This is a genomic window from Streptomyces sp. NPDC031274 (genome assembly GCF_055570235.1).
This window is the reverse complement of sequence record NZ_JBVIHP010000027.1, coordinates 1-24,398: the sequence shown is the minus strand read 5'-3', so window position 1 is coordinate 24,398 and position 24,398 is coordinate 1. Positions and strand designations below refer to the sequence as shown.

The 24,398-nt window shown below is 67.9% G+C and carries 24 protein-coding genes and 1 pseudogene; 21 read left to right on the top strand and 4 right to left on the bottom strand.

Annotation, left to right across the window (positions count from 1 at the left end; translation table 11 throughout):
- Position 1: 1 nt before the first annotated feature.
- Complete coding sequence (locus tag ACZ5CR_RS34065; protein WP_468864729.1) at positions 2–463, bottom strand: ATP-binding protein; 462 nt, start codon at positions 461–463, stop codon at positions 2–4.
- Between the two features lie 210 nt (positions 464–673).
- Here ACZ5CR_RS34065 and ACZ5CR_RS34060 point away from each other — a divergent pair, with 210 nt between their 5' ends.
- The 4 genes from ACZ5CR_RS34060 to ACZ5CR_RS34045 all read left to right on the top strand — a co-directional run bounded on the left by ACZ5CR_RS34060 (position 674) and on the right by ACZ5CR_RS34045 (position 2,397).
- Positions 674–1,525, top strand: a complete 852-nt coding sequence (locus ACZ5CR_RS34060; RefSeq protein WP_468864727.1) for a helix-turn-helix domain-containing protein — start codon at positions 674–676, stop codon at positions 1,523–1,525.
- Between the two features lie 11 nt (positions 1,526–1,536).
- Entirely contained in the window at positions 1,537–1,728 is a 192-nt protein-coding gene (locus ACZ5CR_RS34055; RefSeq protein ID WP_468864724.1) for a DUF397 domain-containing protein, read from the top strand.
- Complete coding sequence (locus ACZ5CR_RS34050) at positions 1,721–1,918, top strand: DUF397 domain-containing protein (RefSeq protein WP_468864722.1); 198 nt, start codon at positions 1,721–1,723, stop codon at positions 1,916–1,918. Before ACZ5CR_RS34055 ends, ACZ5CR_RS34050 begins: the two co-directional genes overlap by 8 nt.
- A gap of 227 nt (positions 1,919–2,145) precedes the next feature.
- A complete protein-coding gene (locus tag ACZ5CR_RS34045) occupies positions 2,146–2,397 on the top strand; it encodes a DUF397 domain-containing protein (protein WP_468864719.1) in 252 nt (83 codons plus the stop codon).
- Positions 2,398–2,415: 18 nt separating this feature from the next.
- On the opposite strand, the gene ACZ5CR_RS34040 is transcribed toward ACZ5CR_RS34045, so the two are convergent.
- A complete protein-coding gene (locus tag ACZ5CR_RS34040; protein ID WP_468864717.1) occupies positions 2,416–3,702 on the bottom strand; it encodes an MFS transporter in 1,287 nt (428 codons plus the stop codon).
- Positions 3,703–4,314: 612 nt separating this feature from the next.
- On the opposite strand from ACZ5CR_RS34040, the gene ACZ5CR_RS34035 reads away from it, so the two are divergent.
- Positions 4,315–5,586 (top strand): glucarate dehydratase family protein, encoded by a 1,272-nt coding sequence (locus ACZ5CR_RS34035; protein ID WP_468864714.1) that lies wholly within the window; start codon positions 4,315–4,317, stop codon positions 5,584–5,586.
- A gap of 124 nt (positions 5,587–5,710) precedes the next feature.
- On the opposite strand, the pseudogene ACZ5CR_RS34030 reads toward ACZ5CR_RS34035, so the two are convergent.
- Positions 5,711–6,351: pseudogene (locus tag ACZ5CR_RS34030) on the bottom strand (NADPH-dependent F420 reductase).
- A gap of 327 nt (positions 6,352–6,678) precedes the next feature.
- Between ACZ5CR_RS34030 and ACZ5CR_RS34025 the strand changes: the two are divergent.
- The 4 genes from ACZ5CR_RS34025 (at position 6,679) to ACZ5CR_RS34010 (ending at position 9,672) form a co-directional block, all read left to right on the top strand.
- Entirely contained in the window at positions 6,679–7,005 is a 327-nt protein-coding gene (locus ACZ5CR_RS34025; RefSeq protein WP_468864712.1) for a hypothetical protein, read from the top strand.
- A complete protein-coding gene (locus ACZ5CR_RS34020; protein ID WP_468864710.1) occupies positions 7,002–8,231 on the top strand; it encodes a PspA/IM30 family protein in 1,230 nt (409 codons plus the stop codon). The genes ACZ5CR_RS34025 and ACZ5CR_RS34020 overlap by 4 nt, the downstream gene beginning before the upstream one ends.
- 95 nt (positions 8,232–8,326) lie before the next feature.
- The gene (locus tag ACZ5CR_RS34015) at positions 8,327–8,947 is read left to right on the top strand and encodes a hypothetical protein (RefSeq protein ID WP_468864707.1); all 621 of its coding nucleotides are present in this window, start codon (positions 8,327–8,329) and stop codon (positions 8,945–8,947) included.
- Positions 8,944–9,672: a hypothetical protein gene (locus ACZ5CR_RS34010; protein WP_468864705.1), complete on the top strand. Its 729-nt coding sequence runs from the start codon at positions 8,944–8,946 to the stop codon at positions 9,670–9,672. The genes ACZ5CR_RS34015 and ACZ5CR_RS34010 overlap by 4 nt, the downstream gene beginning before the upstream one ends.
- Here ACZ5CR_RS34010 and ACZ5CR_RS34005 read toward each other — a convergent pair.
- Positions 9,644–10,411: a TetR/AcrR family transcriptional regulator gene (locus tag ACZ5CR_RS34005; RefSeq protein WP_468864703.1), complete on the bottom strand. Its 768-nt coding sequence runs from the start codon at positions 10,409–10,411 to the stop codon at positions 9,644–9,646. The two genes, ACZ5CR_RS34010 and ACZ5CR_RS34005, sit on opposite strands and share 29 nt — an antisense overlap.
- Before the next feature lie 105 nt (positions 10,412–10,516).
- On the opposite strand from ACZ5CR_RS34005, the gene ACZ5CR_RS34000 reads away from it, so the two are divergent.
- From ACZ5CR_RS34000 to ACZ5CR_RS33945, 12 genes are all read left to right on the top strand, one after another.
- Positions 10,517–10,738 (top strand): hypothetical protein, encoded by a 222-nt coding sequence (locus ACZ5CR_RS34000; RefSeq protein WP_468864700.1) that lies wholly within the window; start codon positions 10,517–10,519, stop codon positions 10,736–10,738.
- 571 nt (positions 10,739–11,309) lie between these two features.
- Positions 11,310–12,629: a tetratricopeptide repeat protein gene (locus ACZ5CR_RS33995; protein ID WP_468864698.1), complete on the top strand. Its 1,320-nt coding sequence runs from the start codon at positions 11,310–11,312 to the stop codon at positions 12,627–12,629.
- A gap of 323 nt (positions 12,630–12,952) precedes the next feature.
- The gene (locus tag ACZ5CR_RS33990) at positions 12,953–13,261 is read left to right on the top strand and encodes a hypothetical protein (protein WP_190083671.1); all 309 of its coding nucleotides are present in this window, start codon (positions 12,953–12,955) and stop codon (positions 13,259–13,261) included.
- 170 nt (positions 13,262–13,431) lie between these two features.
- Entirely contained in the window at positions 13,432–14,274 is an 843-nt protein-coding gene (locus tag ACZ5CR_RS33985; RefSeq protein WP_468864696.1) for a DUF8175 domain-containg protein, read from the top strand.
- Positions 14,264–15,622: a hypothetical protein gene (locus tag ACZ5CR_RS33980; protein ID WP_468864693.1), complete on the top strand. Its 1,359-nt coding sequence runs from the start codon at positions 14,264–14,266 to the stop codon at positions 15,620–15,622. The genes ACZ5CR_RS33985 and ACZ5CR_RS33980 overlap by 11 nt, the downstream gene beginning before the upstream one ends.
- The gene (locus ACZ5CR_RS33975; RefSeq protein WP_468864690.1) at positions 15,619–17,178 is read left to right on the top strand and encodes an SCO6880 family protein; all 1,560 of its coding nucleotides are present in this window, start codon (positions 15,619–15,621) and stop codon (positions 17,176–17,178) included. Before ACZ5CR_RS33980 ends, ACZ5CR_RS33975 begins: the two co-directional genes overlap by 4 nt.
- A 17-nt stretch (positions 17,179–17,195) precedes the next feature.
- Positions 17,196–18,635: an ATP-binding protein gene (locus tag ACZ5CR_RS33970; RefSeq protein WP_468864688.1), complete on the top strand. Its 1,440-nt coding sequence runs from the start codon at positions 17,196–17,198 to the stop codon at positions 18,633–18,635.
- Positions 18,636–18,638: 3 nt separating this feature from the next.
- Entirely contained in the window at positions 18,639–20,216 is a 1,578-nt protein-coding gene (locus tag ACZ5CR_RS33965; RefSeq protein ID WP_468864686.1) for a type IV secretory system conjugative DNA transfer family protein, read from the top strand.
- 120 nt (positions 20,217–20,336) lie between these two features.
- The gene (locus ACZ5CR_RS33960; RefSeq protein ID WP_468864684.1) at positions 20,337–21,308 is read left to right on the top strand and encodes an ATP-binding cassette domain-containing protein; all 972 of its coding nucleotides are present in this window, start codon (positions 20,337–20,339) and stop codon (positions 21,306–21,308) included.
- Entirely contained in the window at positions 21,305–22,096 is a 792-nt protein-coding gene (locus ACZ5CR_RS33955; protein WP_468864681.1) for an ABC transporter permease, read from the top strand. The genes ACZ5CR_RS33960 and ACZ5CR_RS33955 overlap by 4 nt, the downstream gene beginning before the upstream one ends.
- Before the next feature lie 178 nt (positions 22,097–22,274).
- Positions 22,275–23,513: a sensor histidine kinase gene (locus ACZ5CR_RS33950; protein ID WP_468864971.1), complete on the top strand. Its 1,239-nt coding sequence runs from the start codon at positions 22,275–22,277 to the stop codon at positions 23,511–23,513.
- A gap of 25 nt (positions 23,514–23,538) precedes the next feature.
- Entirely contained in the window at positions 23,539–24,210 is a 672-nt protein-coding gene (locus tag ACZ5CR_RS33945) for a response regulator (protein ID WP_468864679.1), read from the top strand.
- Positions 24,211–24,398: the final 188 nt, after the last annotated feature.

Here is a 24,398-nt window from a genome sequence, read left to right as displayed (position 1 = left end):
ATCAGTGTAGAGGGGGGACCTGCCCCTTAGGGGGATCACCGCCGACCTCGGCCCAGAGCAGCTTCCCGTCCCGGGCGGCACGGAGGGAGTAGGCACCCCAGGAGTCGGCGCAGGCCCGCACAAGATGCAACCCACGCCCACTCTCGGCATCCGTCGGCGGCGGGACGGATGGACTGCCGGGTTGCCCGAATCCGGGCGGGATCTGCGGATCGGAGTCCCATACGGCGACGCGGATCCCCTTCGGGGAGGAGTGACGCAGGCGCAGGGCGTAGGGGCCTTGGGTATGACAGTGGGCGTTGTTGAGCATCTCCGCGGCGAGCAGCTCCGCGGTGGGAGCGAGCTCGGCGAGCCCGTAGGTGGCGAGCACCGCGCGGAGGGTGGCACGGGCGATGCCGGGGGCGCGGGGGTCGTGCGGGAGTTGGAGGGTGTAGGCCCAGGGCGGGGATACGGTTGTGGGCAGCATGGAAGTCTCCGTTCGGGATGGGGAGTTGCCGGGTTCGCGCATGTGTCCGGTGACGGTGCCGCTCCGTCGAGCGGGGTGCTTCCGGGCGGGTGGCCTGAGTCACACACTAGGGTGACGCAAGGAATACTTTCGACACTCGACCGGATTCCTTTGCATGTCCACTCGTGTGAGTGACATCCCAACCTGGGACATTTCAGGGAGAGTTCAGACATGGCAGGCAGGCCAGCGCCCACCGCCCGTCGCATGCGGCTCGGAGCCGAACTGCGCAAGCTGCGCGAGCGCGCCGGGATGACCACCACGCAGGCGGCCGACCTCCTGGGGACGAGCCCAGGACAGCTGAGCAACATTGAGGTGGCCCGGTTCGGGGTGAGCGCCGACCGCGTACGCGTCATGGCCCACACCTACTCCTGCACGGAGTCAGCTCTGGTCGAGGCGCTCGTCGCCATGACCGGCGAGCGCAAGCGCGGATGGTGGGAGGAGTATCGAGAGATCTTGCCTCCCAAGCTCATTGACCTCGCCGAGATCGAGCACCACGGGACCCGCCTCTACGCGGCGTACAGCATTCACATTCCCGGACTGCTTCAGACCGTCGACCACGCGCGCCAGGTCTACCGCCAGGCCGTGCCCGAGCTCTCGCCACCCGAGATCGAGCACCGAGTCTCGTACCGCATCAAGCGCCAAGCCGTGCTTTACCGCGACGACGCGGTCCCGTACCGCGCGGTGATCCATGAGGCCGCCCTCCGCATGAGGTTCGGAGGCCCGGACGTGGCGCGAGCCCAGCTTCAGCACCTACTGAACGTCGGCGAACGCGAGCACGTGACCATTCGCGTGATGCCGTTCGACGCCGGGTCGTACCCCGGCTCCGGACAATCCGTGTACTACGTGAACGGGGCAGTACCCACACTGGACACCGCACAACTGGACCAGTCGCACGGCCCCGTGTTCATCGACTCCGAAGCGCAACTGGCGCAGTACCGGCTATTGCTCGACCGGCTGGAGGCCACCGCTCTCAGCACCTCCGAGTCGCGGGACCTCATCCACAATCTCGCCCAGCACCTGTGAAGGGAACCCACATGCTCACGCACTCCTGGCAGAAGTCGTCCTACTGCGCACAGGGAGAAGCCTGCGTACATGTCGCCGCAAGCCCCACCGGAACGGCAGTCCATCTAACCGAAAGCGCCGACTCCACCGGAGCGATACTCACCGCACGACCCGCAGCCTTCGCGGCCCTCATCCGCACCGCGAAGGAGACCCGCCATGGCTGACGACCGATGGCAGAAGTCGTCCTACTGCCAGGAAGGCGACGCTTGCGTACACGTCGCCGCATCCCCAACCGGACCGTCTGTCCAGCTAACCGAAAGCGCCGACCCCACCGGAGCGATACTCACCGCACGACCCGCAGCCTTCGCGGCCCTCATCCGCACCCTCGCCCCTGTCAGCCCGTCCGGCGTTTGAGGACCGGGGTCTGGGGCGGAGCCCCAGTTTCGGGAAGGGGCGGGGTTGGGGAAAGCCCCGCAGGGTCCCCAACCCGCACCAGCCCACGCACCCACCCACCCACGGATAGCCACGGGACTTTTCTGCAATCCGCGCCCCCAACCCCCACCCTAAATACGGACAAACCCCCACGAGGCACCCACCACCATCCCACCCATCCCAAAAAAATCCCACGAAGGACCCTCCCCGTGACCGACACCCCCGCCTCCGCCCCCACCCCCGGCATCCCCCCGAACCTGGACTGGATCCGCGCCGCCCCCGAAGGGGAGGAAGGACCGGGCCCCTGGATCGAGATCGCGCACGGCCCGGGGGACGCCGTGTACCTACGGGAGACCAGCGACCCCGAGAACGTCGTGACCACGACCGAGAAGAAGTGGGACGCCTTCGTACTCGGCGTCCAGGCGGGCGAGTTCGACCACTTCGTGGAGGGCGTCGAGTGACAACGTGACAACGCCCTTTCAGGCGGTCCGGGGCGCCACACCCTCGCTGGAGGCGGGGGCGTCCGCGTCGGCGGGCTGGACCGGCCCATTGGTCGGGCGGCGGATGAAGAAGACGCCGACGGCGGCGATCAACGAGGCGGCGGACAGGGTGAGCAGGCCACCGGTCGTACTGCCGGTGTGCTCCTTGAGGTAGCCGAAGAGCGTGGGGGAGACGAAGCCGCCCAGGTTGCCCAGGGAGTTCACCAGAGCCAGCCCCGCCGCGGCGACCCTGAGGTCGAGCCCGGACTGGGCCATCGGCCAGAACAGTGTGGCAGCGCATTTGCCGCCGACCGCGGCAAGCGTGATGGCCAGCAGCCCGAACCAGGGGGAGCCGAGCGTGGCGAGGTACGTGCCGAGGGCCGACAGGACCAGCGCGGACGCCAGATAGGGGCGGCGGTCCTGCGCCCGGTCGGTGACGCTGCCCATCGAGTACATCGCCACGACCGCGCAGATCCAGGGGATGGCGGACAGCAGGCCTATCTGGAAGGGAGAGAGCCCGCCGATGTCGGCGACCAGACTCGGCAGCCAGAAGGTGATCGCGTAGCCGGTCAGCGCCATGGCGAAGAAGACGACCGTCAGCAGTGCCACCTGCGGGTGGACCAGCAACTTGAGCCTGGACACCTTCGGTTCGCGGTTCCGGGACGCCTGGTCACGTTCGACGGCCGCGCTCAGCGCGTCCTTCTCCTCGTCGGTCAGCCAGCGGGCCTCGCGGATGCGGGAGACCAGGAAGAAACCGGCGACGATGCCGACGACGATGGAGAAGATGCCCTCCAGCGCGAACATCCAGCGCCAGCCGGCGATGCCGCCGATGCCGTGCATCTCAAGGAGCGCACCGCTGATCGGGCCGGTCACGATGTACGCGGTGGCGGAGCCGCCCAGGAAGATGGCACTGGCCCGGCCCCGGCTGGAGTTCGGCAGCCATTGGGTGAAGTAGTAGAGGACGCCGGGGAAGAACCCGGCCTCGGCCGCGCCGAGGAGGAAGCGCAGGATGTAGAAGCTGGTGGTGCCGTTGATGAAGCACATCGCCAGGATCACGGTGCCCCAGCTGACCATGATGCGGGTCAGCCAGGTCCGGGCACCGAAGCGTTCCATCAGCATGTTGCTGGGGATCTCGAAGATCGCGTAGCCGATGAAGAACAGACCGGCTCCGAGGCCGTACGCCGCGGCGCTCGTGCCGACGTCGGCACGCAGGTCGTCCTGCACGAACCCGACGTTCGTCCGGTCCATCTGGTTGACGAGGAGCATCAGGACCAGCAGAGGCAGCATGCGGCGCAGGAACTTGCTGACGGCACGGCTTTCCGGATCTGCCTCGCTGTGCGGACTCTTCGTTTTCCTCGAGAAAAGCTGCGGGACCATCTTCGTCTCCCACGGTGGTTGGAAGGGCGTCGTCCGTCGCCGGGCTCAAGCCGTCGCCGAGCTCAAGCCGTCGCCGGGCTCACGCCGTCGGCCGTGCGGCGGGCGCGCCTTCACGGAATGCGCGCAGGCGCAGGTGCGATCCCGGTGCCGGGAACGGGGGGGGCACCAAGAGATGTTCATGTTTATGTTCATGTATGCGAACTGACTTCACGTCCGCGATCACGTTACGAAAGCACGTCCGGCCGGTCAACGATTTCTCGCGACATGATCGCGACGTGACCGCGGCGTGACCGCGAGAGGAGGCCTCGGGCGCAGTTGGTCTGGTCTTTTGGTGGCCAGGTGAGGGTCGGGCGAACTGGGCGAGCTGGGCGAACGGGCGGACGGTTGACGGGAGTTCCGGCCGGTCCTAACTTGATCAATACTCAGCAACATGAACAGTGATCAGAATTGTGAACAGACCTTGATGCTGGACGGAGTGCTGTTCCTTCAACGCGGTCCCGAACCGGCCGGGAGGCCCTGACCATGAACACCGAGCGCCTGCGCGTCTCCTCGATAGTCGTCACCCCTGTCGCCTTCCGCGACCCGCCGCTGCTCAACTCGGTCGGGGTCCACGAGCCGTACGCCCTGCGCGCCGTCGTGCAGGTGCACACCGACGGCGGTCTGACGGGACTCGGCGAGACCTACGCCGACGCGAAGCACCTGGACCGGCTGAACGCCGCCGCGAAGGAACTCATCGGGCTCGACGTCTACGCCACCGAGGAGATGCACCGGCGCATCACCGGGCTCATCAACCGGTCCGGCGGCGACGGCGGGTCGGGCCTCACCGGGATGATCACCACGAGCAGCACCGCCGACCGGGTCTTCTCCCCGTTCGAGGTGGCCCTGCTGGACATCCAGGGGCAGGCCGCCGGACGCCCGGTCTCCGACCTGCTCGGTGGTGCCGTGCGGGACGCGGTGCCGTTCAGCGCCTACCTGTTCTACAAGTGGGCCGCCCACCCCGGCGCCGAACCGGACGAATGGGGCGCCGCCCTGGACCCGGAGGGCCTGGTACGCCAGGCCCGGAAGATGATCGACGAGTACGGATTCACCGCGATCAAGCTCAAGGGCGGAGTACTGCCGCCCGAGGAGGAGGTCGAGGCGATCAGGGCGTTGCGGGCGGAGTTCCCCACGCACCCGTTGCGCCTCGACCCCAACGCGGTGTGGTCGGTCCCGACCTCCGTCAAGGTGGGCCAGGCGCTGGACGGGGTGCTGGAGTACCTGGAGGACCCGACCCCGGGAATCGAGGGCATGGCCGCAGTGGCCCGCCAGGTCGGCATGCCGCTGGCGACGAACATGTGCGTCGTCGCCTTCGACGAGCTGAAGCCCTCGGTCGCGGTCGACGCCGTTCAGGTCGTGCTCTCGGACCACCACTACTGGGGTGGCCTGCGTCGCTCCAAGTTGCTCTCCGGGATCTGCGACACGTTCGGCATGGGCCTGTCCATGCACTCCAACTCGCACCTGGGCATCAGCCTCGCGGCCATGACCCACCTCGCTGCCGCCACCCCCAACCTCACGTACGCCTGCGACACCCACTGGCCCTGGAAGACCGAGGACGTCATCGAGCCCGGCGTCCTGGAGTTCAAGGACGGCGCGGTCGTCCCGCCCAGCACCCCCGGCCTCGGCGTCACGCTCGACCACGACGCCCTACAGACTCTCCACGAGCAGTACCTGAAGTGCGGACTGCGCAACCGCGACGACACCGGTTACATGCGCACGGTCAACCCGACGTACCGAACGGCCATGCCTCGCTGGTGACGTCCTGGCTGCTGACGTCCTGGCCGGTGACGTCCTGGCCGGTCATGTCCTGGCCGGTCATGCCCACCCTCGATCGACTGGCCCGCGGGCACGCTCCCGGTCACCGACGGCCCCCGTCACCTGCTCAAACGGTACGGGTACGCGGACGCACCACCTTGATGCCGAACCCGTACGTCCCGATCGCCTCCGCCAACCCCATGAACAGCAGCGCGAAATGCTCCTGACCGCGCGCGGTCCCGATGCCTCCCAGGTCGAGCTGGGAGGCATCCGGCCATCCCAGGTCGCCGAGCAGCTGCCGCACCGTCCGCTTGGCGGCGGCGTCGTCACCGGAGAGGAAGATCGTGCCCATCTCCTCCAGGCTCCCCGGGTCCTTCATCACGACCGAGTCGACAGTGGCGAGCGTCTTGACCACCGGCGTCTGGGGAAACGCCGCCTGAATCTCCTCACTGAGGCTGTAGTTGGGATGGGAGAGCTCCATCCCCTCCGTGAAGCCGACACCGATGTCGACCAGCACCTTCCCCGCCAGGGCGCCCGCGCCGATCTCGTTCAGCACGTCCATCGAAGCCGTACGGGCGTGGCGTTGACCAGTACCTCGCCACGCGCGGCAACCTCGGCGAGACCGACGACGGTGAATCCCGTCAACTCCTCCGCACCTCCCCGCCCTTTCGGGGAACGCGACCCCAGCACGACGTCATGCCCCGCGGCCTGCCAACCGGCCGCCAGCGCGCGAGCAACATTTCCAGTTCCGATCAATCCGATTCGCATGGCCAGGACGCTAACTAGCCCTGCCACAAAGGAGATCGGGCCGGAGCCCTATGCCGCGTCGGCCTGTCGACGTACCCCGGAAGGCCGAGGAGCTGGAGCTGGAGCCGCAAGCGATGACTGTCCCTTTCTCCTATTCCTCTTACGAGAATCGATCAACGCCCCGCTATGCCCGGAACATGCATATTCCCGCACCTATGACGCAAACTTCGCACTAGCGAAACTACGCACCCCATAGATAGCGTCAGTCACCTCACGGCAACGGTCGTCCCATCGAACAACCGTTTCCATCAGTGATCACATCGCGCGACTAGACCCCGGGGGGTAGGGATGGCCGAGAGGCTGAGGCTCGACGCAGTCGAGCTCGAAGGATTCATGAAGCTGCTCGATGGATCGGTCACCTCCCTGAAGGGCCTTCGGAGCGCTCTGGCCAGTGCGACCGTTGGCGGCCTCGGGACGGAGGAACTCGACAAGGCGTGCGAGGAGTTCCAGGAGGACTGGAAGTACGGGGCGGAGCAGATCGGTGAGCAGGCCGAGGATCTCAGCAAGATCATCGAGCAGAGCAAAGACGCCTTCATGGAAGTCGAGAATGCACTTCTGAAGGCGTTGGAGAAACCCGGGAAGACTAATGACGACATCGTAGAGGTGCCGAAGTGACGGACGCCTCCACCTATCCGGATCTCGGTTTTGATCCGGCCCCCGGGAACTGCGACACCGTAAAAGAGCTGCGTAAGAAGCTGGACAACTGCGTCACTGTCCTCCGCGACACCCGCAAGGTCGTCACCAAGCTGATGGACGGCAGCTACTGGGAAGGCGATGCGGCAGTAGCCTTTCGCGAGGCCGTCAAAGACGGGCCGCTGGCTCTCAACCTGAAGAACGCCGCACGCTCCATCGAAAAGGCCGCGACGCAGTTGGAGCGCTGGGAAGGCGACCTGGACGACTACCAGCGTCGGGCAAAAGCTCTGAACGGGAAGGCCAAGGAGGCCCGGGAGGCGTTGAAGGCGGCGCAGGGGCACGCTGACACCGCTGGTGCTGATCCCGACCTGGACAAGAAGGGTGAAAAGCAGGGGGACGCGAAGAAGTCCTTGAAGCTGGCCAACGGAAAGGTCGAGGACGCGCAGGCGGAACTCGACCGGATCCTGGGCAGGGCGCGGAGCCTGGAACACGAGCACAATGTGCGGTCCAATTATCGCGCGGGAAAGATTCGTGACGCGACAGACAAACTGGCGCCGCACGAGCCTGGTTGGCTCGAGGACACCTGGAGCTGGATCAAGGATAATCTTCCGGATATCCTCAGCGCCATTGCTGGGGTTCTTGCGCTGGCAGCGATCGTCCTTACCGGGCCTTTGGGCCTTGGAGTAGCAGCCGCGCTGATGTTGGCGGCATCAGCTACAAGCGCTGCGGCGTTTGGGATCCGAGTCTCGGATCCGATTGTGTGGGAATCGCTGAAAGACGGCTTTACGAAGGGCGAGTTCGACGCTGACTTTTTCGGCAATCTGGTTTCGGTCGGAGCTGACGCCGTAGGGATGGTGCCTGGGATCGGAGCCGTCGTAAAGGGCGGCCGCGCTGCCACTCAGGCGGTGCGGGCAGGGTCTGGGGCCATGAGCCTCGGACAGAAGATGGCCGTCTACGGTACTCAGACCTGGGATGCAAGCAAGGGCGCCACGCAACTGGCAAATCCGTTGGTCAACGCCATGGTTACTAGCGACGCAGCAGCTGACAACGTGGCTGTCACTTCAGGTGCCTTGGGGCTCGCGACTTCTGGCTACGGGTTGTTCGACGACGACGAAGGCAGGGCCAAGGCAACGACCAAGGTTGATGGCGGACGTCTCCTGCTCGACCTACCAGGAATCCCGGCCATCGCACGTTTCGCCTTCACTTAACCATTCCGCTGCAGAAAGAAGTGCCTCCGATGAATCCCGCTGACTACCCCACTGCATGGCAGCATCCGCCAACGCGACGTGCATGGATCCTGCTCATGGTCAAGAACGTGGCCGGGGTCATCGGATGGATCGGCGTCTGGATCGCGCTCATCGCGGCTCCCATCGATAGGCACTGGATGCTATGGATCTTTATTCCTTACTCCATCTATGGCAGTTGGCGCCTGTTCGTCCAGGTATTTGGATACTTCCCTATCGCTATGCGTAAGCTCCGCATCCTGCGCACATACCCATGGCAGGTACTTCGCGGCGTTCCGAACGGCCTGGGGATCTATCCCGACGTTCTCGGTGATCAGTACGGATGGTTCGAGTTTCCCAACCCCGCCAACCGACAGCAGCAACTCCCACTCGTCGTCTCCAATCACCTCCGCGTGAACTGGTGGCACCGCAGGATGGCACCCCGCGCCAAGCCGCAGTTGAAAGCCCGGATCGAGACGATCTGGTTCGCCGGCGACCCCCGCATGATCGGCATCCTCGCGGTACCTTCACCGAGCGGCCGAACACCTGGCCACTTCAAGATCCTCAGGCAGCGTCTGGCCACGGCCGATCACGCGCTCACCACAGAATGGGGTGCCACAGCTGAGGATGTGGAACGAGGCCGACGCGCCGGTTTTGCCCCATATGTTGACTCGCGCAAGTCGAAAGCGAAGTCCCTGTGACCGAGCCCAGGTTCCTTCTCGACGAATCGGCTCACAACACTGAAGCCGACATCTGGTTCGTCGAACCCGCAGGTTTCACCACAATTCCCATCCGTGCGCTGTTGAACCCGCCCGGCTCCCCCGGAGCCGAAGCGTTGCGCGACGCCATCGCACCGATCCTGGACTCCGTCGAGGACGACCTCGCCCGCCAGCAGTTCCTGGTCCAGCTCGCACAAGGACAGCAGCTGTTGGCCGTTCTCGCCGAGGCCGGTACCACCCGATGCTCAATCGGCCTCCACCGCGACGACGTATCCGACAGCCAAAGCGACGAGAGCATCGCCACGCACCTGTTCTCCCTCTTCACCCTGTCCTGGCGAGACATCGCCACCGCAGCGCCCGCCATCACCGCCGCCCGGGCCGTCGCAGGGGCCGAGGGGCACACGAACATCGAGTACCTCGAACTGCCCTGCGGACCGGCGTCATTCAGCGAGCTCGTAAGCACCCCGAATGCCGAGTCCGGCCTCCCGCAGGAGCCGATCCTCCAGATCTTCGCCCACCTCCCGCACCCGGACGGCAAACGCCTGGTGGTGCTTACGCTGGGCACCACCGCCGTGAGCCGGCGTGCGGAGTACCGAAGCCTGCTGCACCAGATCGCCGAGAACGTCAGCTTCGAGAACCCGCTGCTCGAGGCCGAAGCGATCAACAGGGCCGACAGGGCTACGGCCGGGCCGGACCGTTCGGGCTGAAGAGCTTGGTCAGGTGGTAGTCGAGCGTGGCCCGTACGTCGTCCAGGGTGCGGCGCTCGTGCAGTACATCCCCGCCGAGCCCGACCGCCGCGGCCACCAGCAGGTCCGCCTCGCGCCGGGCGTCCAGGCCGGGGGCCGTCTGCCCGTTCGCCTGGGCCGTGGCGATGAAACCGGCGACGAGTTCCTCCAGGGGGTGCTCGTCGCTCAGGAAGGCCGCCGCGATCGCGGGGTCGGTGAGGCTGCGGGCGTAGTACGCGGAGAACACCCGCAGGGCCATGGCCCGTTGGGCGTCCAGCGGCAGGAACTCGTCAAGGAGCGCACTCAGTACGCCGCGCAGGTTCGCGGGGTCGAAGCGGACGCGCGTTCTGGCGAGGCGTTCGTTCTCGCGGTGGAGCAGGTGCAGGGCGGCGACGAGGAGCTCGTGCTTGCCTGCGAAGTGGTACTGGACCACCCGTAGCGACACCCCCGCCTCGGCCGCGATCTCCCGCATGCTCGCCGCGTCCAGGCCGCGCTCGGCTGCGATGCGCCACACCGCCTCGGCGATCTGCCGTCGCCTGCGCGACCGGGCGTCGGACGATGACGTCGGGCGCTCGGGCGCCGGGACGGGGGGCCGTTTCCGCTGTCGGTAGGCCCTCGCCTGGCAGCTGCGGGAGCAGTAGAGAGCGGGGCGGCCACGCTTGCCCGCGGTGCTCATTCCGGCACGGCAGACCGTGCAGCGGGTTCTCTTTTCGTCACGCACATCTCTCACTATAGGACCTGGATTGTGTGACGTATTCAGAGCATATTCAGAGGTCTATCCCCTGCGTAGACGCATGACTAGAAATTCTGCCGATACGTTCGTAACGTGGAATACGACATCCTGCAGGTCCTCGGCGCAGTCCTGATGTGTTTCTCCGCGCAAGGCCTCATCCGAGTGCTCATCGACCACGACTACACCGGCTTCCTCGGCTGGCTCCCCGGCGGCTTCGCCGTCCTTCTGGTCGCCTACACCGCGGCGCTCGCCGGCGGAGTACTCCTGACCGGCCGGTCCTACACCCGCGCGAAGGCGCTCGGACGTCGTGACTGAGGGGTGCCCGGACTGTTGACGGGTGTCCAACTTTCCCTGATCGTAGGGGAATTCGGCGCAAATAAACGCGCCGCGTTTTAACGGCTGGGGGGAGCCGAACATGCAACCTGGGGACGAGAACACCACGCCTGGCGACGGGCCCAGAGACGCGATTCCTGGCGGGGACAGGGGCGGGGATGGGGATAGGGGCAGGGCTAGGGATAGGGGCGGGGACGGGGACGGCGAAAGCCAGAGACCCACGCCCGAGGCACCCCAATCCGCCCAATCCGCCCAAGCCCCTCAAACCCCTCAAGCCCCCCACACAGTCCAGTTCGGGCCGCCTCCCCCGATCGCACCGCCACCACCCCCAGCAGCCCCACCCCCTTACGCCCCACCCGCACCCCAACCCGCCCCCGACGCCCTCCGCGCCCTCTCCGCCGGGGTCCTCAATCTCACCGGCCTCGGACTCGGCTACGTACTCCTGAAGCAGTGGTTCCTTGCCGCCCTCTGCTGGGCCGCGACGGCCGCGCTCCTCTTCCTCGCGCTGCCCGCCGAGGTCGACGGCGTCCCCGGCGGCGTACTCATCGGGTTCGTGGCCTTCCTGCTCCTCGCTGCGGCCGACGGGGCCCGCCGTGCCCTCCGTACCTCCCAGAGCTGGCCGCTGCGCACGCCGCTCGTCTTCGGGATCGGACTCGTCCTGCTCGCCGTTCCCGCCGGTGGCGTCATCGCGTACGACGCCGCACGTGACGAAGCCGTCGAGGAGATGCTCCTCGACCGGCTCGACAAGGCCGACAAGATCGTCACGGCAGCCGACGGCACCGACTTCGACGCGGCCGAGGACGACTACCGCGCCGCCCTCGCCATCTACCGCGACCTCGGCGACGATCACCCCGGATCAAAGGCCGCCAAGCGCGTGCCGGACAGCCTCACCGCGTACTACAAGTCCGTCGCCGCCCCCTATGACGAGCGCGAGTACTGCGACGCGCTAGCGCCCCTTCAGTACCTCCGCACCCTCCCCGGCTCCCTCGGCAAGGGCCGCCTCGGCACGCTCGCCACCTGGCCCGACGACCGCCTGGCCACCTCCCTCTACGAGTGCGGAAACCAAGGACTCGGCGCCGGTTCCACCGCCGGCGGAGACGAATTCGGCCAGCTCCTGCGTACGTTCCCCGACTCCGACCAGGCCGGGAAGGTCGAGCCCGCCATCCGCGAGGCCATCACCTCTCGCTCGTCGGACCTGAAGGGCTCCGACCCCTGCAAGGCCACCGAGGAGCTGCGCAGCATCGGCACCACCGCCAAGGCCCTCCCCGACAGCGCAGGCGACGGACTTTCCGGAGACGCCGCCGGCGCGGTGGAGTCGGGGGCGTACGCGTGCGGCGTGGACGAGTTCAAGGACGGGAAGTTCAAGGAAGCGGCCAAGACGCTCAACGACTTCGCCGGGACCTACAAGAGCAACGGCAAGCGCGACCGCGCCAAGGACATCGCCATCGCCGCCGAGATCGCCGAATCCCGCCCGGCGGCGGGCCGCAGTCTGCCGCCCGCCAAGTCGCCCGGCGGCGCGAAGCTCGCGTACGTCGTCGAGAACGGCGGCCCAGGACCGCTCGAAGTCCTCTACACCGGCCCGACCACCGGCACCCTCAAGCTCTCGGCATGCGGCGGCTGCAAGACGTACACGAACCGGGCCCAGGGCAAGAAGGCCTGCCTGGCGGGCAAGGGGTATCCGAACAAGACGCTCCACCTGCCCCCGGGCGACTACCACTTCCTCTACAAGCGCGACGCGAGCGCCGTGGGAGGCGTCCGCAACAACACCGAGGGCAGCAAGGTACAGCCCGGCTACCGCTACACGGACTGCTCGTACGTCGTGACGGGCGGCGGCCTCGGTGGCCTGGACGGGCTGGACGGCCTGGACGGCTAGTGCGGCTAGGGCGGCTAGGGCGGCTAGGGCGGCTAGGGCGGTCTCGGTGGCTTGGACGGTCCGGATGGCCTCGACGGGCCTCCATGACCCATGATGTGAGGGTCCATCATGGGGTCAGGTCAGAATGAGACCTGGTCAGAGGGCTCGCCGGGCCGTCATTGCCCGGCGTCACTCACCGTGATACACAGAGTAACCATACGTTTCAGCCAACGAATGACGCCAAGTCGACATGCTCTGGCCCATTTGTCGGCGAGAATGAGCTGTCCTCTGCGCTGCGGTAGACAGAGGTGACGGAACAACCCACTAGGGGCGGTGAGTTACACATGCTTTTGGCAGCCGAAAAAGGCGACATCACCACCATCATCGGCGGGATCGCCCCCGACTGGGGCCCATTCGGGAGTCTGGGCAACGAAGCACGGGTGATGATCGAGGTCGTGATGGCGATCGCCATCCTCCTCTGTCTCGGCATTGCGATCTGGGGCGCGGCGAAGCAACGCATCGGCGCGACGGCGCTGCGCGACACCTTCAGCGCGGAGCAGGGCAAGGGCCTGATCATCGCGGGCCTGACCGGCGTCTTCATCATCGGATCGCTCGGCACGGTCTTCACCATCGTGTACGGCATGGCGGTCTAGCCCCTCACCGCTTCCTCACTCTGTCCCCCTCCGACCCACCCACCCGTCGCGCCCACCGGCTGAGGTTGCAACTCCCTGATGTCGAGTCACCACACCGCGCCCGCGCGGGGACCAGCACGGCTACCGTCGTACGTGGCGGTTCACCGAGAGGTTGAGGGGGCGTACGCGGCATGAGTCTCGACGACGAGCGGAACGACAGCCTCTACGGCGGCTCGGGCGAGACCCGGACGCGGCTCCCCGAGGGCGAGGGGGGCGGTCAGGACGGCTACGGGGGAGGGCGCAGATCCAGCCGTTCTTCGTCACGGAGTCTCGTGACGGTGGTCGGTGTGGTGGTCGTGCTCATCGCGGCTATCGCGTTCGCGAATCGTGGCGGCGGCGGTGAGGAGTCTGCCGGGGGCCGCGGGGACGGCAAGAAGGCGGGGGCGGACCCGACGGCCGCGTCCGGGGCGCGGCCTGTCGACGGGAAGACGTCGGGGATTCCGTCCGGGTACGCGAAGAGTGAGCAGGGTGCGCAGTCCGCTGCCGCGAACTATGCGGTAGCGCTCGGCTCAGCGGACATGTTCAACAAGCCAAAGCGCGACACCGTCCTGCAGGCCGTCATGGCACCGTCAAGCGTGAACCAGTTCAAGGCAGAGCTCGACAAGGCGTACAGCGCCGGCTTCTTCAAGAACGTGGGTCTGAACCAGGACGGTTCGACGCCGAAGGGCTACCAGTTCGTCTCGCGCACGAGCCCGATCGGCACCAAGGTAACCAACTACGCCGTCGGGAAGGCAACGGTGGAGGTCTGGTGCAGTGGTCTGCTCGGCCTTGCCGGGGAGAAGTCCACCAAGCCGGTGACCAGCAGCTGGTTCACCATCACCATGAAGCTGGTGTGGGTCGGCGGCGACTGGAAGGCCGCCACTCACTCCCAGAAGGACGGCCCCGCCCCTGTCCCGGGCGACGAACGCGCGTCCGGCTCCGATGAGATCTCGAAGGCCGCAGAAGGGTACGGAGGGTTTACGTATGCCCGCTAACCGTCACGTACTCAAGCTCGCAGTCGCTGTCACTGCTGTGCAGACCACGGCGGTCCTCTTCGCGACGCGAGCCTTCGCCGCACCAGATGACGACCCCTGCGATCTCATCCACGGCCCCGCCAAGAAGTACTGCGAAAAAGGAAACGACGGCGGCAGCGGAGGGGGCGGCAGCAAATACCCCACAGACGCCCCCCTCGACCCCACCGCCGACCCCCTCTCCTCCCTGGCAAAGGGCTGCGCGGAAGCCGCGTCCTGGACCGTCGACAAGCTGTCCGAAGCCGTGAAGAAGACCGCCACCGTCGACTTCACGAACCCCAGCTTCCTGAAGCAGTACGCGGTCGTCTTCGCCGCGTCCACCATCCTGACCCTGCTCCTCTGGCTCCTCGCCGTCGCCAAACGCGCAGTGCGAGGCGTCCCCCTCACCACCGCGCTCTCCGAAGCCATCGGGTTCCTGTGGCTGACGGTCCTCGCCTCCGCCTTCACGCCGCTGATCCTCTACACGGTCGTCTCGGCGGCCGACGGCGTGAGTGACGTCATCGCGAAAGCGACCGGCGGTCAGACGGACACGTTCTTCGGGACGTTCTCCGAAGCGCTCAAGAAGGGCGACGACATCGGCGGCGGGCCGATCATGCTGATCGTCGTCTCGCTCGTGTCGATCCTCGCGGCCGGCGTCCTCTGGCTCGAACTCGTCATCCGGGCCGCGCTGCTCTACGTGGGCGCGCTGCTCGGCACCGTCGTGTACGCGGGTCTCGTCGACAAGAACCTGTGGACGCACGTCCGCCGCTGGGCCGGGATCATGATCGCGGTGATCCTGGTGAAACCCATCATCGTCATCGTGCTCGGCCTGGCCGGAGCGCTCTCCGCCGGTGACGGACCCGACTCCTTCTCGGCGGTCGTCTCCGGGCTCTCGATCATCCTGCTCGCCATCTTCGCGAGCGCCATGATCTACCGCTTCGTCCCCGGCTTCGGCGACGAGATCGCCAACTCCCGCAACAACCGCATCTCCCAGGGTGCGGAGAACCGCGCCGCGGCCGTCATCTCGTCCCCCGCGTCCCTCGTCTCCCAGGGCATCAAGACCCACAGCTCCCGTGGCGGTGGCGGAGACGGAGGCGGCAACAGCCAGCCGCGGCCCGCCAACCCCGTGAGCGGCGGCGTCGCAGCCCACAGCAGCCGTGGCGGCGGGGGCGGCGGAGGCGGCTCATCGAGCGGCGGCGGATCTGTCCCCTCCGCCGCGCCCCCGCCCCGGGGCAGCGCGACCAGCACACCGCACGCGCGCAACCGCGGCTCGGGCGGCTCAGGAAACGGTTCCACTGGCAGTACCAAACGCACGGGAGGTGAAGGGCGTTGACGACTCAGTCCCACGTGTCGCAACCGATCGCGCCCCGCCGCACATATCTGATCGGCCGCGCGCGGCCGAACGCGATCGTCGGCAAGAACCGGGAGACCGGCGAGATCGCGATGATCATCGCGGGAGCCTTCCTGGGGATGATGTGCGGACTCCTCGTCCCTGTCCTCTCCCTGCGCATCGTGCTGCTCATGGGCTTCCCCATGCTGGCGATCGCCGCGGTCTACGTCCCCTACAAGGGCCGCACGTTCTACAAGTGGTTCGAGATCAACCGCAGCTTCAAGCGCTCCCTCAAGCGCGGCACCGCCTACCGCTCCGCCACCCCCGAGGCGGGCATCCGCTTCGACGGCAGAGAGGTCGAGGTCGGCCCGCCGCCCGGGATCGGCCGTATCAACTGGCTGGCCGCGCCCTTCGGTCCCGATGAGATCGCCGTGCTGCTGCACGCCGACCGGCGTACGGTCACCGCCGCCATCGAGATCGAGGGCCCCGGCGTCGGTCTGCGCGACTCCGAGGACCAGGAGGCGCTCGTCGACCGGTTCGGGACGCTGCTCAAGCACGTCGCGAACGGAGACGGCTTCGTGACGCGGCTCCAGATGCTCGCGCGCACGCTCCCCGCCGACCCCGACGCCCACGCCAAGGACGTCAGCATCAGGGGCGACGACCGGGCACTGCCCTGGCTGCAGCAGTCGTACGAACAGCTCCAGTCGATGGTCTCCACCAGCAGCGAGCAGCACCGCGCGTATCTCGTGGCCTGCATGCACTACTCGCGCGACCTGGCCGCCGAGGCCCAGGCGATGGCCCGCGCCAGCCGTCCGCACGGCGGCCGGAAGCTCGACAAGGACGCAGGGCTCGCGGTCGTCATGGCGCGCGAGCTGACCGACATCTGCTCGCGTCTCCAGGAAGCGGACATCCGCGTACGGCAGCCGCTGGGGCAGGGGCGGCTCTCGTCGCTCGTGCACTCGATGTACGACCCGGACCACCCCATCGACCACATCCAGGCGATGACGAAGCGCAACGCCTGGCCCGCCGAGCTCGACGCCATGGAGCCCACCTACCTCCAGGCCAAGACCCGCGAGTCCTCCACCCGCGCCCCCTGGTGCCACGCCACGGCCTGGGTGAAGGAGTGGCCGATGACGCCCGTCGGCGTCAACTTCCTCGCCCCGCTGCTCGTCCACACCCCGGACGTGATCCGCACGGTCGCGGTGACCATGGACCTCGAACCCACCGAGGTCGCCATCGAGCGCATGCTGACGGAGAAGACGAACGACGAGGCCGAGGCGAGCCGCCAGGCCAAGCTGAACCGCACGGTCGACCCCCGTGACATCGCATCGAACTCACGTCTGGACCAGCGCGGCGAGGACCTGGCGAGCGGCGCGGCCGGAGTCAATCTCGTCGGCTACATCACCGTCTCGTCCCGTTCCCCCGAAGCCCTCGCCCGCGACAAGCGCACCATCCGGGCCTCGGCAGGAAAGTCGTACCTGAAGCTGGAGTGGTGCGACCGCGAGCACCACAGGTCCTTCGTCAACACGCTGCCGTTCGCGACCGGCATCCGACGCTAGAGGCGAGGGCTGTCACCATGCGGGATCCGCTGACCATCCTCACGGACGCCTTCACGTCCTTCCTGTTCGGGAAGGTGGAGACGACCAGACTTCCGGTCCGTACGTCGACGGGGCAGGCCCAGGCGGTCTATCTGCCGACGGCCGCACCCGGCCTCGGCGACTCGGGCGTGATCATCGGGCGCGAGGTGTACTCCGGCAAGGGGTACATCTACGACCCCTTCCAGCTGTACGGGCAGCAGCTCCCGGCCCCGCACTGGCTGGTGCTCGGAGAGTCGGGCAACGGCAAGTCGGCGCTAGAGAAGACGTACGTCCTGCGACAGCTGAGGTTCAAGGACCGGCAGGTCGTCGTCCTTGACGCGCAGGGCGAGGACGGCGTGGGCGAGTGGAACCTCATCGCCCAGGAGCTGGGCCTGACCCCCATCCGGCTCGACCCGACGGCCGCCCTGGACATGGGCATCCGCCTCAATCCGCTGGACCCCGCGATCACCACGACCGGTCAGCTGGCGCTCCTGCGGACCATCATCGAGGTCGCGATGGGGCACGGGCTCGACGAGCGCTCGGGCTTCGCGCTCAAGGTCGCCCACGCGTACGTGAACGAGACGATCGTGGAGCGCCAGCCGGTCCTCACGGACATCGTGGAGCAACTGCGCCACCCGGAGCCCGAGTCGGCGGAAGCGATGAACGTCGCCATAGACGACGTACGGGCGTGGGGTCTGGACGTCGCGCTCGTCCTCGACCGTCTGGTCGACGGTGACCTGCGGGGCATGTTCGACGGCCCGACGACGGTCGGCATCGACCTGGACTCCCCGCTCATCGTCTTCGACCTCTCGCACATCGACCGCAACTCCATCGCGATGCCGATCCTGATGGCGATCGTGGGCGTCTGGCTCGAACACACCTGGATCCGCCCGGACCGCAAGAAGCGCATCTTCCTGGTGGAGGAGGCGTGGCACATCATCAACTCCCCTTTCGTGGCGCAGCTCTTCCAGCGGCTCCTGAAGTTCGGGCGGCGGCTCGGGCTCTCGTTCGTGGCGGTGGTCCACCACCTGAGCGACGTGGTGGACGGGGCGGCGGCCAAGGAAGCCGCCGCGATCCTGAAGATGGCGTCGACAAGGACGATCTACGCCCAGAAGGCCGACGAGGCGAGAGCGACAGGACGGGTCCTCGGCCTGCCACGCTGGGCGGTGGAGATCATCCCGACCCTCACGCCCGGTATCGCCGTGTGGGACGTCAACGGCAACGTCCAGGTGGTCAAACACCTGATCACGGAGACCGAACGCCCCCTGGTCTTCACCGACCGCGCCATGACGGAGTCGTCGGCGGACCAGCTCCTCGCCGACGACGCGCTGCGGGCCGCCGAGTTGGAGGCGGAGGAGCGAGCGGCGTACATGGAACAGCAGATGAACGATCCGTCGGCTCCGTCATCATCGTCGTCGTCGCGTTACGGGGTGGCGTGAGGGATGGGCTACCGGGAGGCTGAGCCCGAGTACCGCGACCAGGGCGGGCGCCGCGCGTCACGGGAGCGGGGCATCCCCGACGGTGTGCTGGTCGGCGGCCTCGCCTTCGTGCTCGGCCTGACGGTCCTGGTCTGGTCGGCGACGGGCCTCGCGGGCACGTTCTCGCACGGCTCCTGGCCCAAGAACGTCACCTTCGGCAATACGCCGGTGGCGATGCGGCACCTGGTACAGCAGCCGCACGACATCGCGGGCGCGTGGCCGGCGACCCCGGCGGCCCAACTCACGGGCTACGGCCTGTTCTGGGGCCTGCTGATCGGCCAGCTGATGGTCCTCGTCGTCCTGACGATCTTCGTCATGGGGACGGTGACGAGATGGCGGTCGGTACGGAGGGCGAGACGCTTTCCGGTGGCGGGGGCGGCCCCGGCTACGGACAGACGTTCCACTCCGGCTCCGGCATCGGCTCCGGCGGGAGAGCCCGTCGAGTACGCAGTCCAGGAGCCCTCCCCCGCTCCCGCTTCCGCTGTGCCCACAGCGCCGGGTGCGGATGACATGGGCGCCAGCACCGACGAGGGGCGCAGCACCGGAACTCCGAGTGCCGAGACCCCGAGTGCCGAGACCCCGAGTACCGAGAAACTGACGGTCCCCACCCCCCGTACTCCCCTGGTACTTGGCCCCCAGGAAACCCGCAGGCCCCTCGCGGCGGAAGCAATCCGAGACGCAGAGGGCGCAGCCCTCGTCCTCACCTCGGATCCCACCCTGTGGGAGGAGACCAAGGACGCCCGAGCGAAACTCGGCCCCGTCCTGGTCTACGACCCCTCACACCTCTGCGACACCCCCGCGAGAATGCACTGGTCCCCGACCGCCAACTGCGAGGACAAGGCAGTGGCGGCCGAACGAGCCACCGCCCTGCTTGCCGCCATAAGGCCGAGCGCCAAACTGGACAGCACCGTCGCCGACACCGCGGAGACCCTCCTCCGCTGCTTCCTCCACGCGGCAGCGGTGGACGGCCGCCCCGTCAAGCACGTACACCGATGGGCCCAGGGAACGGGCGTACAGGACGCGGTCCGCATCCTTCGCACCCACCAGAAGGCGGCATCGGGATCAGCGGGAGAGCTGGAGGCCGCGCTCACCGCGTACCCCGAACGTCGTGACATCGCCCAGGAGTTGACGGCACGCGCTCTCTCCGCCCTTTTCACTCTGAACGTACGAGAATCCTGCACCCCCAACAGAACCGATGCCCTCACCCTGGATTCCTTCATCGATGAAGGGGGCACGCTTTTTGTGGTGGGTGAAGCCATCGAGGACCCCAAATCGCCCAAGGGGCCGGGCGCGATGCCCCTCCTCACGGCACTCGCCTCAAGCGTGGTCGAGCACGGCCGGCGCATGGCCGAACGGTCATCCTCCGGTCGGCTCGACCCACCAATGACGCTGGTCCTCGACGATGTGGCCGCCGTGGCCCCGCTCCCCCAGCTCCCGGAGCTCCTGTCCACAGGAGCCGACCGCGGCCTCCCCACCCTTGCTCTCCTCCGCTCCCGCGAACAGGCCCGCACCCGCTGGCCGCACGCCGAGCTCCCCGGCTAGGACCAGCCACACCCGGCCCGCCCCTCAGGGTCATCGTCCTACCGCGGTACTACCCGCCGCCGCCATCGTCCCGCCCCTGGTCCGACGCCACGCGCCCCCGCGCGCGCCAGCATCAGAAGCATGATTCGGGCATACGAACTCACCAAGCGCTACGGCGACAAGACCGTGGTCGAAGACCTGAGCTTCACCGTCCACCCCGGAACGGTCACCGGCTTCCTCGGCCCCAACGGCGCGGGCAAGTCCACCACCATGCGGATGCTGCTCGGCCTCGACGCCCCGACCCGCGGCCGATCCACGGTCGGCGGCCGCACGTACGCGGCGCACACCGCACCCCTGCACGAGGTGGGCGCACTCCTTGAGGCCCGGTCCATCCATCCCGGCCGCACCGCCTTCCACCACCTCATGGCGCTCGCCCACACCCACGGCATCCCACGCCACCGCGTCGAGGCGGTCCTGGACCTCGTGGGCATCCACGAGGTCGCCCGCAAGCGCGTGAAGGGCTTCTCGCTCGGCATGGGCCAGCGTCTGGGCATCGCGGCCGCGCTCCTCGGCGACCCGGCCACGATCATCCTCGACGAGCCGGTCAACGGCCTCGATCCCGAGGGCGTCCTGTGGATCCGCACCCTCCTCAAGTCCCTTGCCGCAGAAGGCCGTACGGTCTTCGTCTCCTCGCACCTCATGAGCGAGATGGCGCTGACCGCCGAGCACCTGATCATCATCGGCCGCGGCAAACTCCTCGCGGACACGACGGTCGAGACGTTCGTACGCGAGTCGGGCACGGGCTCCGTCAAGGTCGTCACCCCCGAGGCGGGCCTGCTCGGCGAGCTGCTCGCCGCACCCGGCGTACAGATCACGAGTGACGCACCGGGCGTCCTCGACGTACGCGGCACGGACGGCGAACACATCGGCCGCACGGCGGCGCTGCACGGCATCCCCGTCTTCGAACTCACCCCGCACACGGCCTCCTTGGAGCAGGCGTTCATGGACCTGACGCGCGACTCGGTCGAATACGCGGCATCGGTCTCCGCCACCCCCACCCCCACCTCCACCTCCACCTCCACTGCGACAACGCAGGAAGGAGCAGCGGCATGAGCACCGCGACCACCACGCCCACGTCCCCCTACCGCCTGACCTCCGGCGGAATCCTCCGCTCCGAGTGGCACAAGCTGTGGACGCTCCGCTCCACCTGGATCATGCTCGGCGTGGCGAGCGTCTTCACCGTCGCCCTCGGCGTGATCGTCGCCGCCACCTACACGCCAAGCCCCGACGACACTGTCGACCCGGTCACGTACGCCCTGCTCGGCACCCAGGTCGGTCAGGTCGCGATCGCGGTCCTTGGCATCCTCATCACCGCGGGCGAGTACTCGACGGGCATGGTGCGGGCCACGATGGCCGCGGTGCCGCGCCGCCTTCCGGTGCTCTGGGCGAAGACCGCCGTGTTCGGCACGGTCGCGCTCGGGACGCTTCTGATCACCGACTTCCTCACGTTCCCGCTGGCCCAGCTGTTCCTCGGCGGCACGGACCTGGAGGCGTCGCTCGGCGACCCCGGCATCGCACGCGCCGTGGCGGGCTCGGCCGCCGGAACCGTCCTCATCGGCGTCATCGTGCTCGGCCTCGGCTCGGCCCTGCGCAGCATTCCGGGTGCGATCGGCGCGTACGTCGGCGGCTTGATCCTCCTGCCGCAGCTCGCACTGATGATCCCGAACGACACCGTGCAGGACGCACTCGGCTACTTCCCGCTGCCTGCCTCCGAGTCCCTCGCCGCCGTACACACGGCATCCGGAGACCTCTCACCGGGCGTCGGCCTACTGACGCTGTGCGCGTGGGCGGTGGCATCCCTGGCAGCGGCGGCGTATCTCCTGAAGCGACAGGACGTATGAGCAACTCCCGTACGAGGATGAAGCCGTGACCAGCAGCGGAAACGGACACGGAAGCGGAAGCGGCGCCAGTGGTGGCCAGGGCGCCCCGCACCAGGAGTCGCATCGGGAGTCGCACCGGGAGTCGCATCGGGAAGCCCACCAGGGCTCGCACCAGGACTGGTCCGCGAGCGCCCAGCCGCTGACCCGGTACGTCGAGCGCGGCGTCCAGTGGGTGCGCTCCTTCGACCGGCGCCGCCCCCTGGTCTGGGACGCTCTCCTGACCGGCTTCTTCGTCTGCGCCGGGTTGATCGACCTGGTGGGCGACGGCTGGCGGAACATCGCCCACAACACGGACGTCTCCGCCTGGCTCCTGTACGCGATCACGGCGGCCGTCACAGTGCCGCTCCTGTGGCGCCGCAGCCATCCGCTCGCGGTGTACACGGTCATGTTCCTTGCGGGGCTCGCCAACAACTGGACGGGGGCCGTCCTACAGAGCTCGCTCACCCTGCTCATCGTGGTCTTCAACATCGCGGTACGGCTTCCGATGCGCACCCTGGCCTGGGCGTACGGCCTGACCGTCGTACCGCTCCTCGTCAGCCGCGTCCGCTATCCGCGGGGCAGTTGGGACCAGCAGATCGTCCCGACGCTGATGAGCTTCGCGATCGTCGCCCTCCTCGGCATCGCGGTCCGCACCCGCCAGGAGTACATGGCATCCCTCGTGCAGCGCGCCAAGCAGCTGGAAGTCGAACGCGACCAGCAGGCGCAGCTCGCCACCAACGCCGAACGCACGCGCATAGCCCGCGAGATGCACGACATCATCGGCCACAATCTCTCCGTCATCACGACCCTGGCGGACGGCGGTTCGTACGCCGCCGCCAAGTCCCCGGAACGCGCCGCCCAGGCCCTCACCGCCATCGGCACCACCAGCCGCCAGGCCCTGACGGAACTGCGCCGCCTCCTGGACGTACTCCGGGAGGAGGCACCGGAGGCCGCCGCTCTCGCTCCGCAGCCCGCCCTCACCGACCTGGACCAACTCATCGACGGGGTACGGTCCGCGGGCCTTCCGGTACGCAGCACGGTGCGGGGCGGGCCGGGCTCCCTCCCGGCGGGCCGCCAGCTCACGGTCTACCGCGTGGTCCAGGAGGCCCTCACGAACACCCTCAAACACGGGGGCCCGGAGGCGACGGCTTACGTGGAGGTCGTTTACGGGGATGACGGGGTGCGGGTGACGGTGACGGACACGGGTGTGGGGGCGGGGAGGTATGGGGCGGGGGCGGGGGCGGATGTAGGGGCCCTCTCCGAATCGTCCGGCCGCGGCCTGACAGGAATGCGCGAGCGAACGGCCCTCTACGACGGGACACTTGAGGCAGGCCCGCTGCGGCACCCGCCGGGCGGCTGGCAGGTAGAACTCCATCTCCCCAAGGAGTCCGCTCAGTGACCACCCTCCCCAAGGAATCCGCTCAGTGACCACCGTGCTCATCGTCGACGACCAGCCGATGCAACGCTTCGGATTCCGCATGCTCCTGGAGAGCCAGGACGACATGAGGGTGGTGGGCGAGGCCGGCAACGGCAGCGAGGCGGTCCGTATGACGGCCGAACTCCACCCCGACGTCGCCCTGATGGACATCCGCATGCCCGGCCTGGACGGCATCGCGGCCACACGCCGCATCGTGGCGGCGGGCGACCGCACACGGGTCCTGATCCTCACCACGTTCGACCTGGACGAGTACGCGTACGCGGGCCTGCGTGCGGGGGCCTCGGGTTTCCTCATCAAGGACGCCCTGCCGGAGGAGCTCCTCTCCGGCATCCGCGCGGTCGCCACGGGAGACGCGGTCGTGGCCCCGAGCCTGACCCGCCGCCTCCTGGACGCGTTCGCCGATCACTTGCCGACGCGCACCGGCGAGGACCCCGCCCCTTCCCGGGACCCGCGCCTTTCGTCGCTGACGGACCGGGAGCTCGAAATCCTGACGGTCATCGGGCAGGGCTGGACGAATGCGGAGATCGCGGGGCGGCTGCACGTAGCGGAGTCGACGGTGAAGACGCATGTGGGGCGCATTCTCGCGAAGACGGGGGCCAGGGACCGGGTGCAGGCGGTAATTCTGGCGTACGACACGAAATTGACGCGGCCGACGTGACAATAACGGGTGCGGCTACCGCCCCGGGTGTAATTGCCCCTGAACGCAGAAAAGCCCCCTTGCGGGGGCCTGGAACTTGCGGGGGCCTGGAAAGCAGAAAACCCCCGCACCACAAGGGTGCGGGGGTTTCCCGTCAATAATAGTTCGGCGGCGTCCTACTCTCCCACAGGGTCCCCCCTGCAGTACCA

Coding starts and splice junctions, on each gene's coding strand:
- ACZ5CR_RS33985 (WP_468864696.1), top strand. CDS start 13,432: ATGAGTCTCGACGACGAGCGGAACGACAGCCTCTACGGCGGCTCGGGC.
- ACZ5CR_RS33965 (WP_468864686.1), top strand. CDS start 18,639: ATGGGCTACCGGGAGGCTGAGCCCGAGTACCGCGACCAGGGCGGGCGC.
- ACZ5CR_RS34025 (WP_468864712.1), top strand. CDS start 6,679: ATGGCCGAGAGGCTGAGGCTCGACGCAGTCGAGCTCGAAGGATTCATG.
- ACZ5CR_RS34040 (WP_468864717.1), bottom strand. CDS start 3,702: ATGCTGCCTCTGCTGGTCCTGATGCTCCTCGTCAACCAGATGGACCGG.
- ACZ5CR_RS33990 (WP_190083671.1), top strand. CDS start 12,953: ATGCTTTTGGCAGCCGAAAAAGGCGACATCACCACCATCATCGGCGGG.
- ACZ5CR_RS34015 (WP_468864707.1), top strand. CDS start 8,327: ATGGTCAAGAACGTGGCCGGGGTCATCGGATGGATCGGCGTCTGGATC.
- ACZ5CR_RS33970 (WP_468864688.1), top strand. CDS start 17,196: ATGCGGGATCCGCTGACCATCCTCACGGACGCCTTCACGTCCTTCCTG.
- ACZ5CR_RS34060 (WP_468864727.1), top strand. CDS start 674: ATGGCAGGCAGGCCAGCGCCCACCGCCCGTCGCATGCGGCTCGGAGCC.
- ACZ5CR_RS34065 (WP_468864729.1), bottom strand. CDS start 463: ATGCTGCCCACAACCGTATCCCCGCCCTGGGCCTACACCCTCCAACTC.
- ACZ5CR_RS33980 (WP_468864693.1), top strand. CDS start 14,264: ATGCCCGCTAACCGTCACGTACTCAAGCTCGCAGTCGCTGTCACTGCT.
- ACZ5CR_RS34055 (WP_468864724.1), top strand. CDS start 1,537: ATGCTCACGCACTCCTGGCAGAAGTCGTCCTACTGCGCACAGGGAGAA.
- ACZ5CR_RS33960 (WP_468864684.1), top strand. CDS start 20,337: ATGATTCGGGCATACGAACTCACCAAGCGCTACGGCGACAAGACCGTG.
- ACZ5CR_RS34050 (WP_468864722.1), top strand. CDS start 1,721: ATGGCTGACGACCGATGGCAGAAGTCGTCCTACTGCCAGGAAGGCGAC.
- ACZ5CR_RS34035 (WP_468864714.1), top strand. CDS start 4,315: ATGAACACCGAGCGCCTGCGCGTCTCCTCGATAGTCGTCACCCCTGTC.
- ACZ5CR_RS33955 (WP_468864681.1), top strand. CDS start 21,305: ATGAGCACCGCGACCACCACGCCCACGTCCCCCTACCGCCTGACCTCC.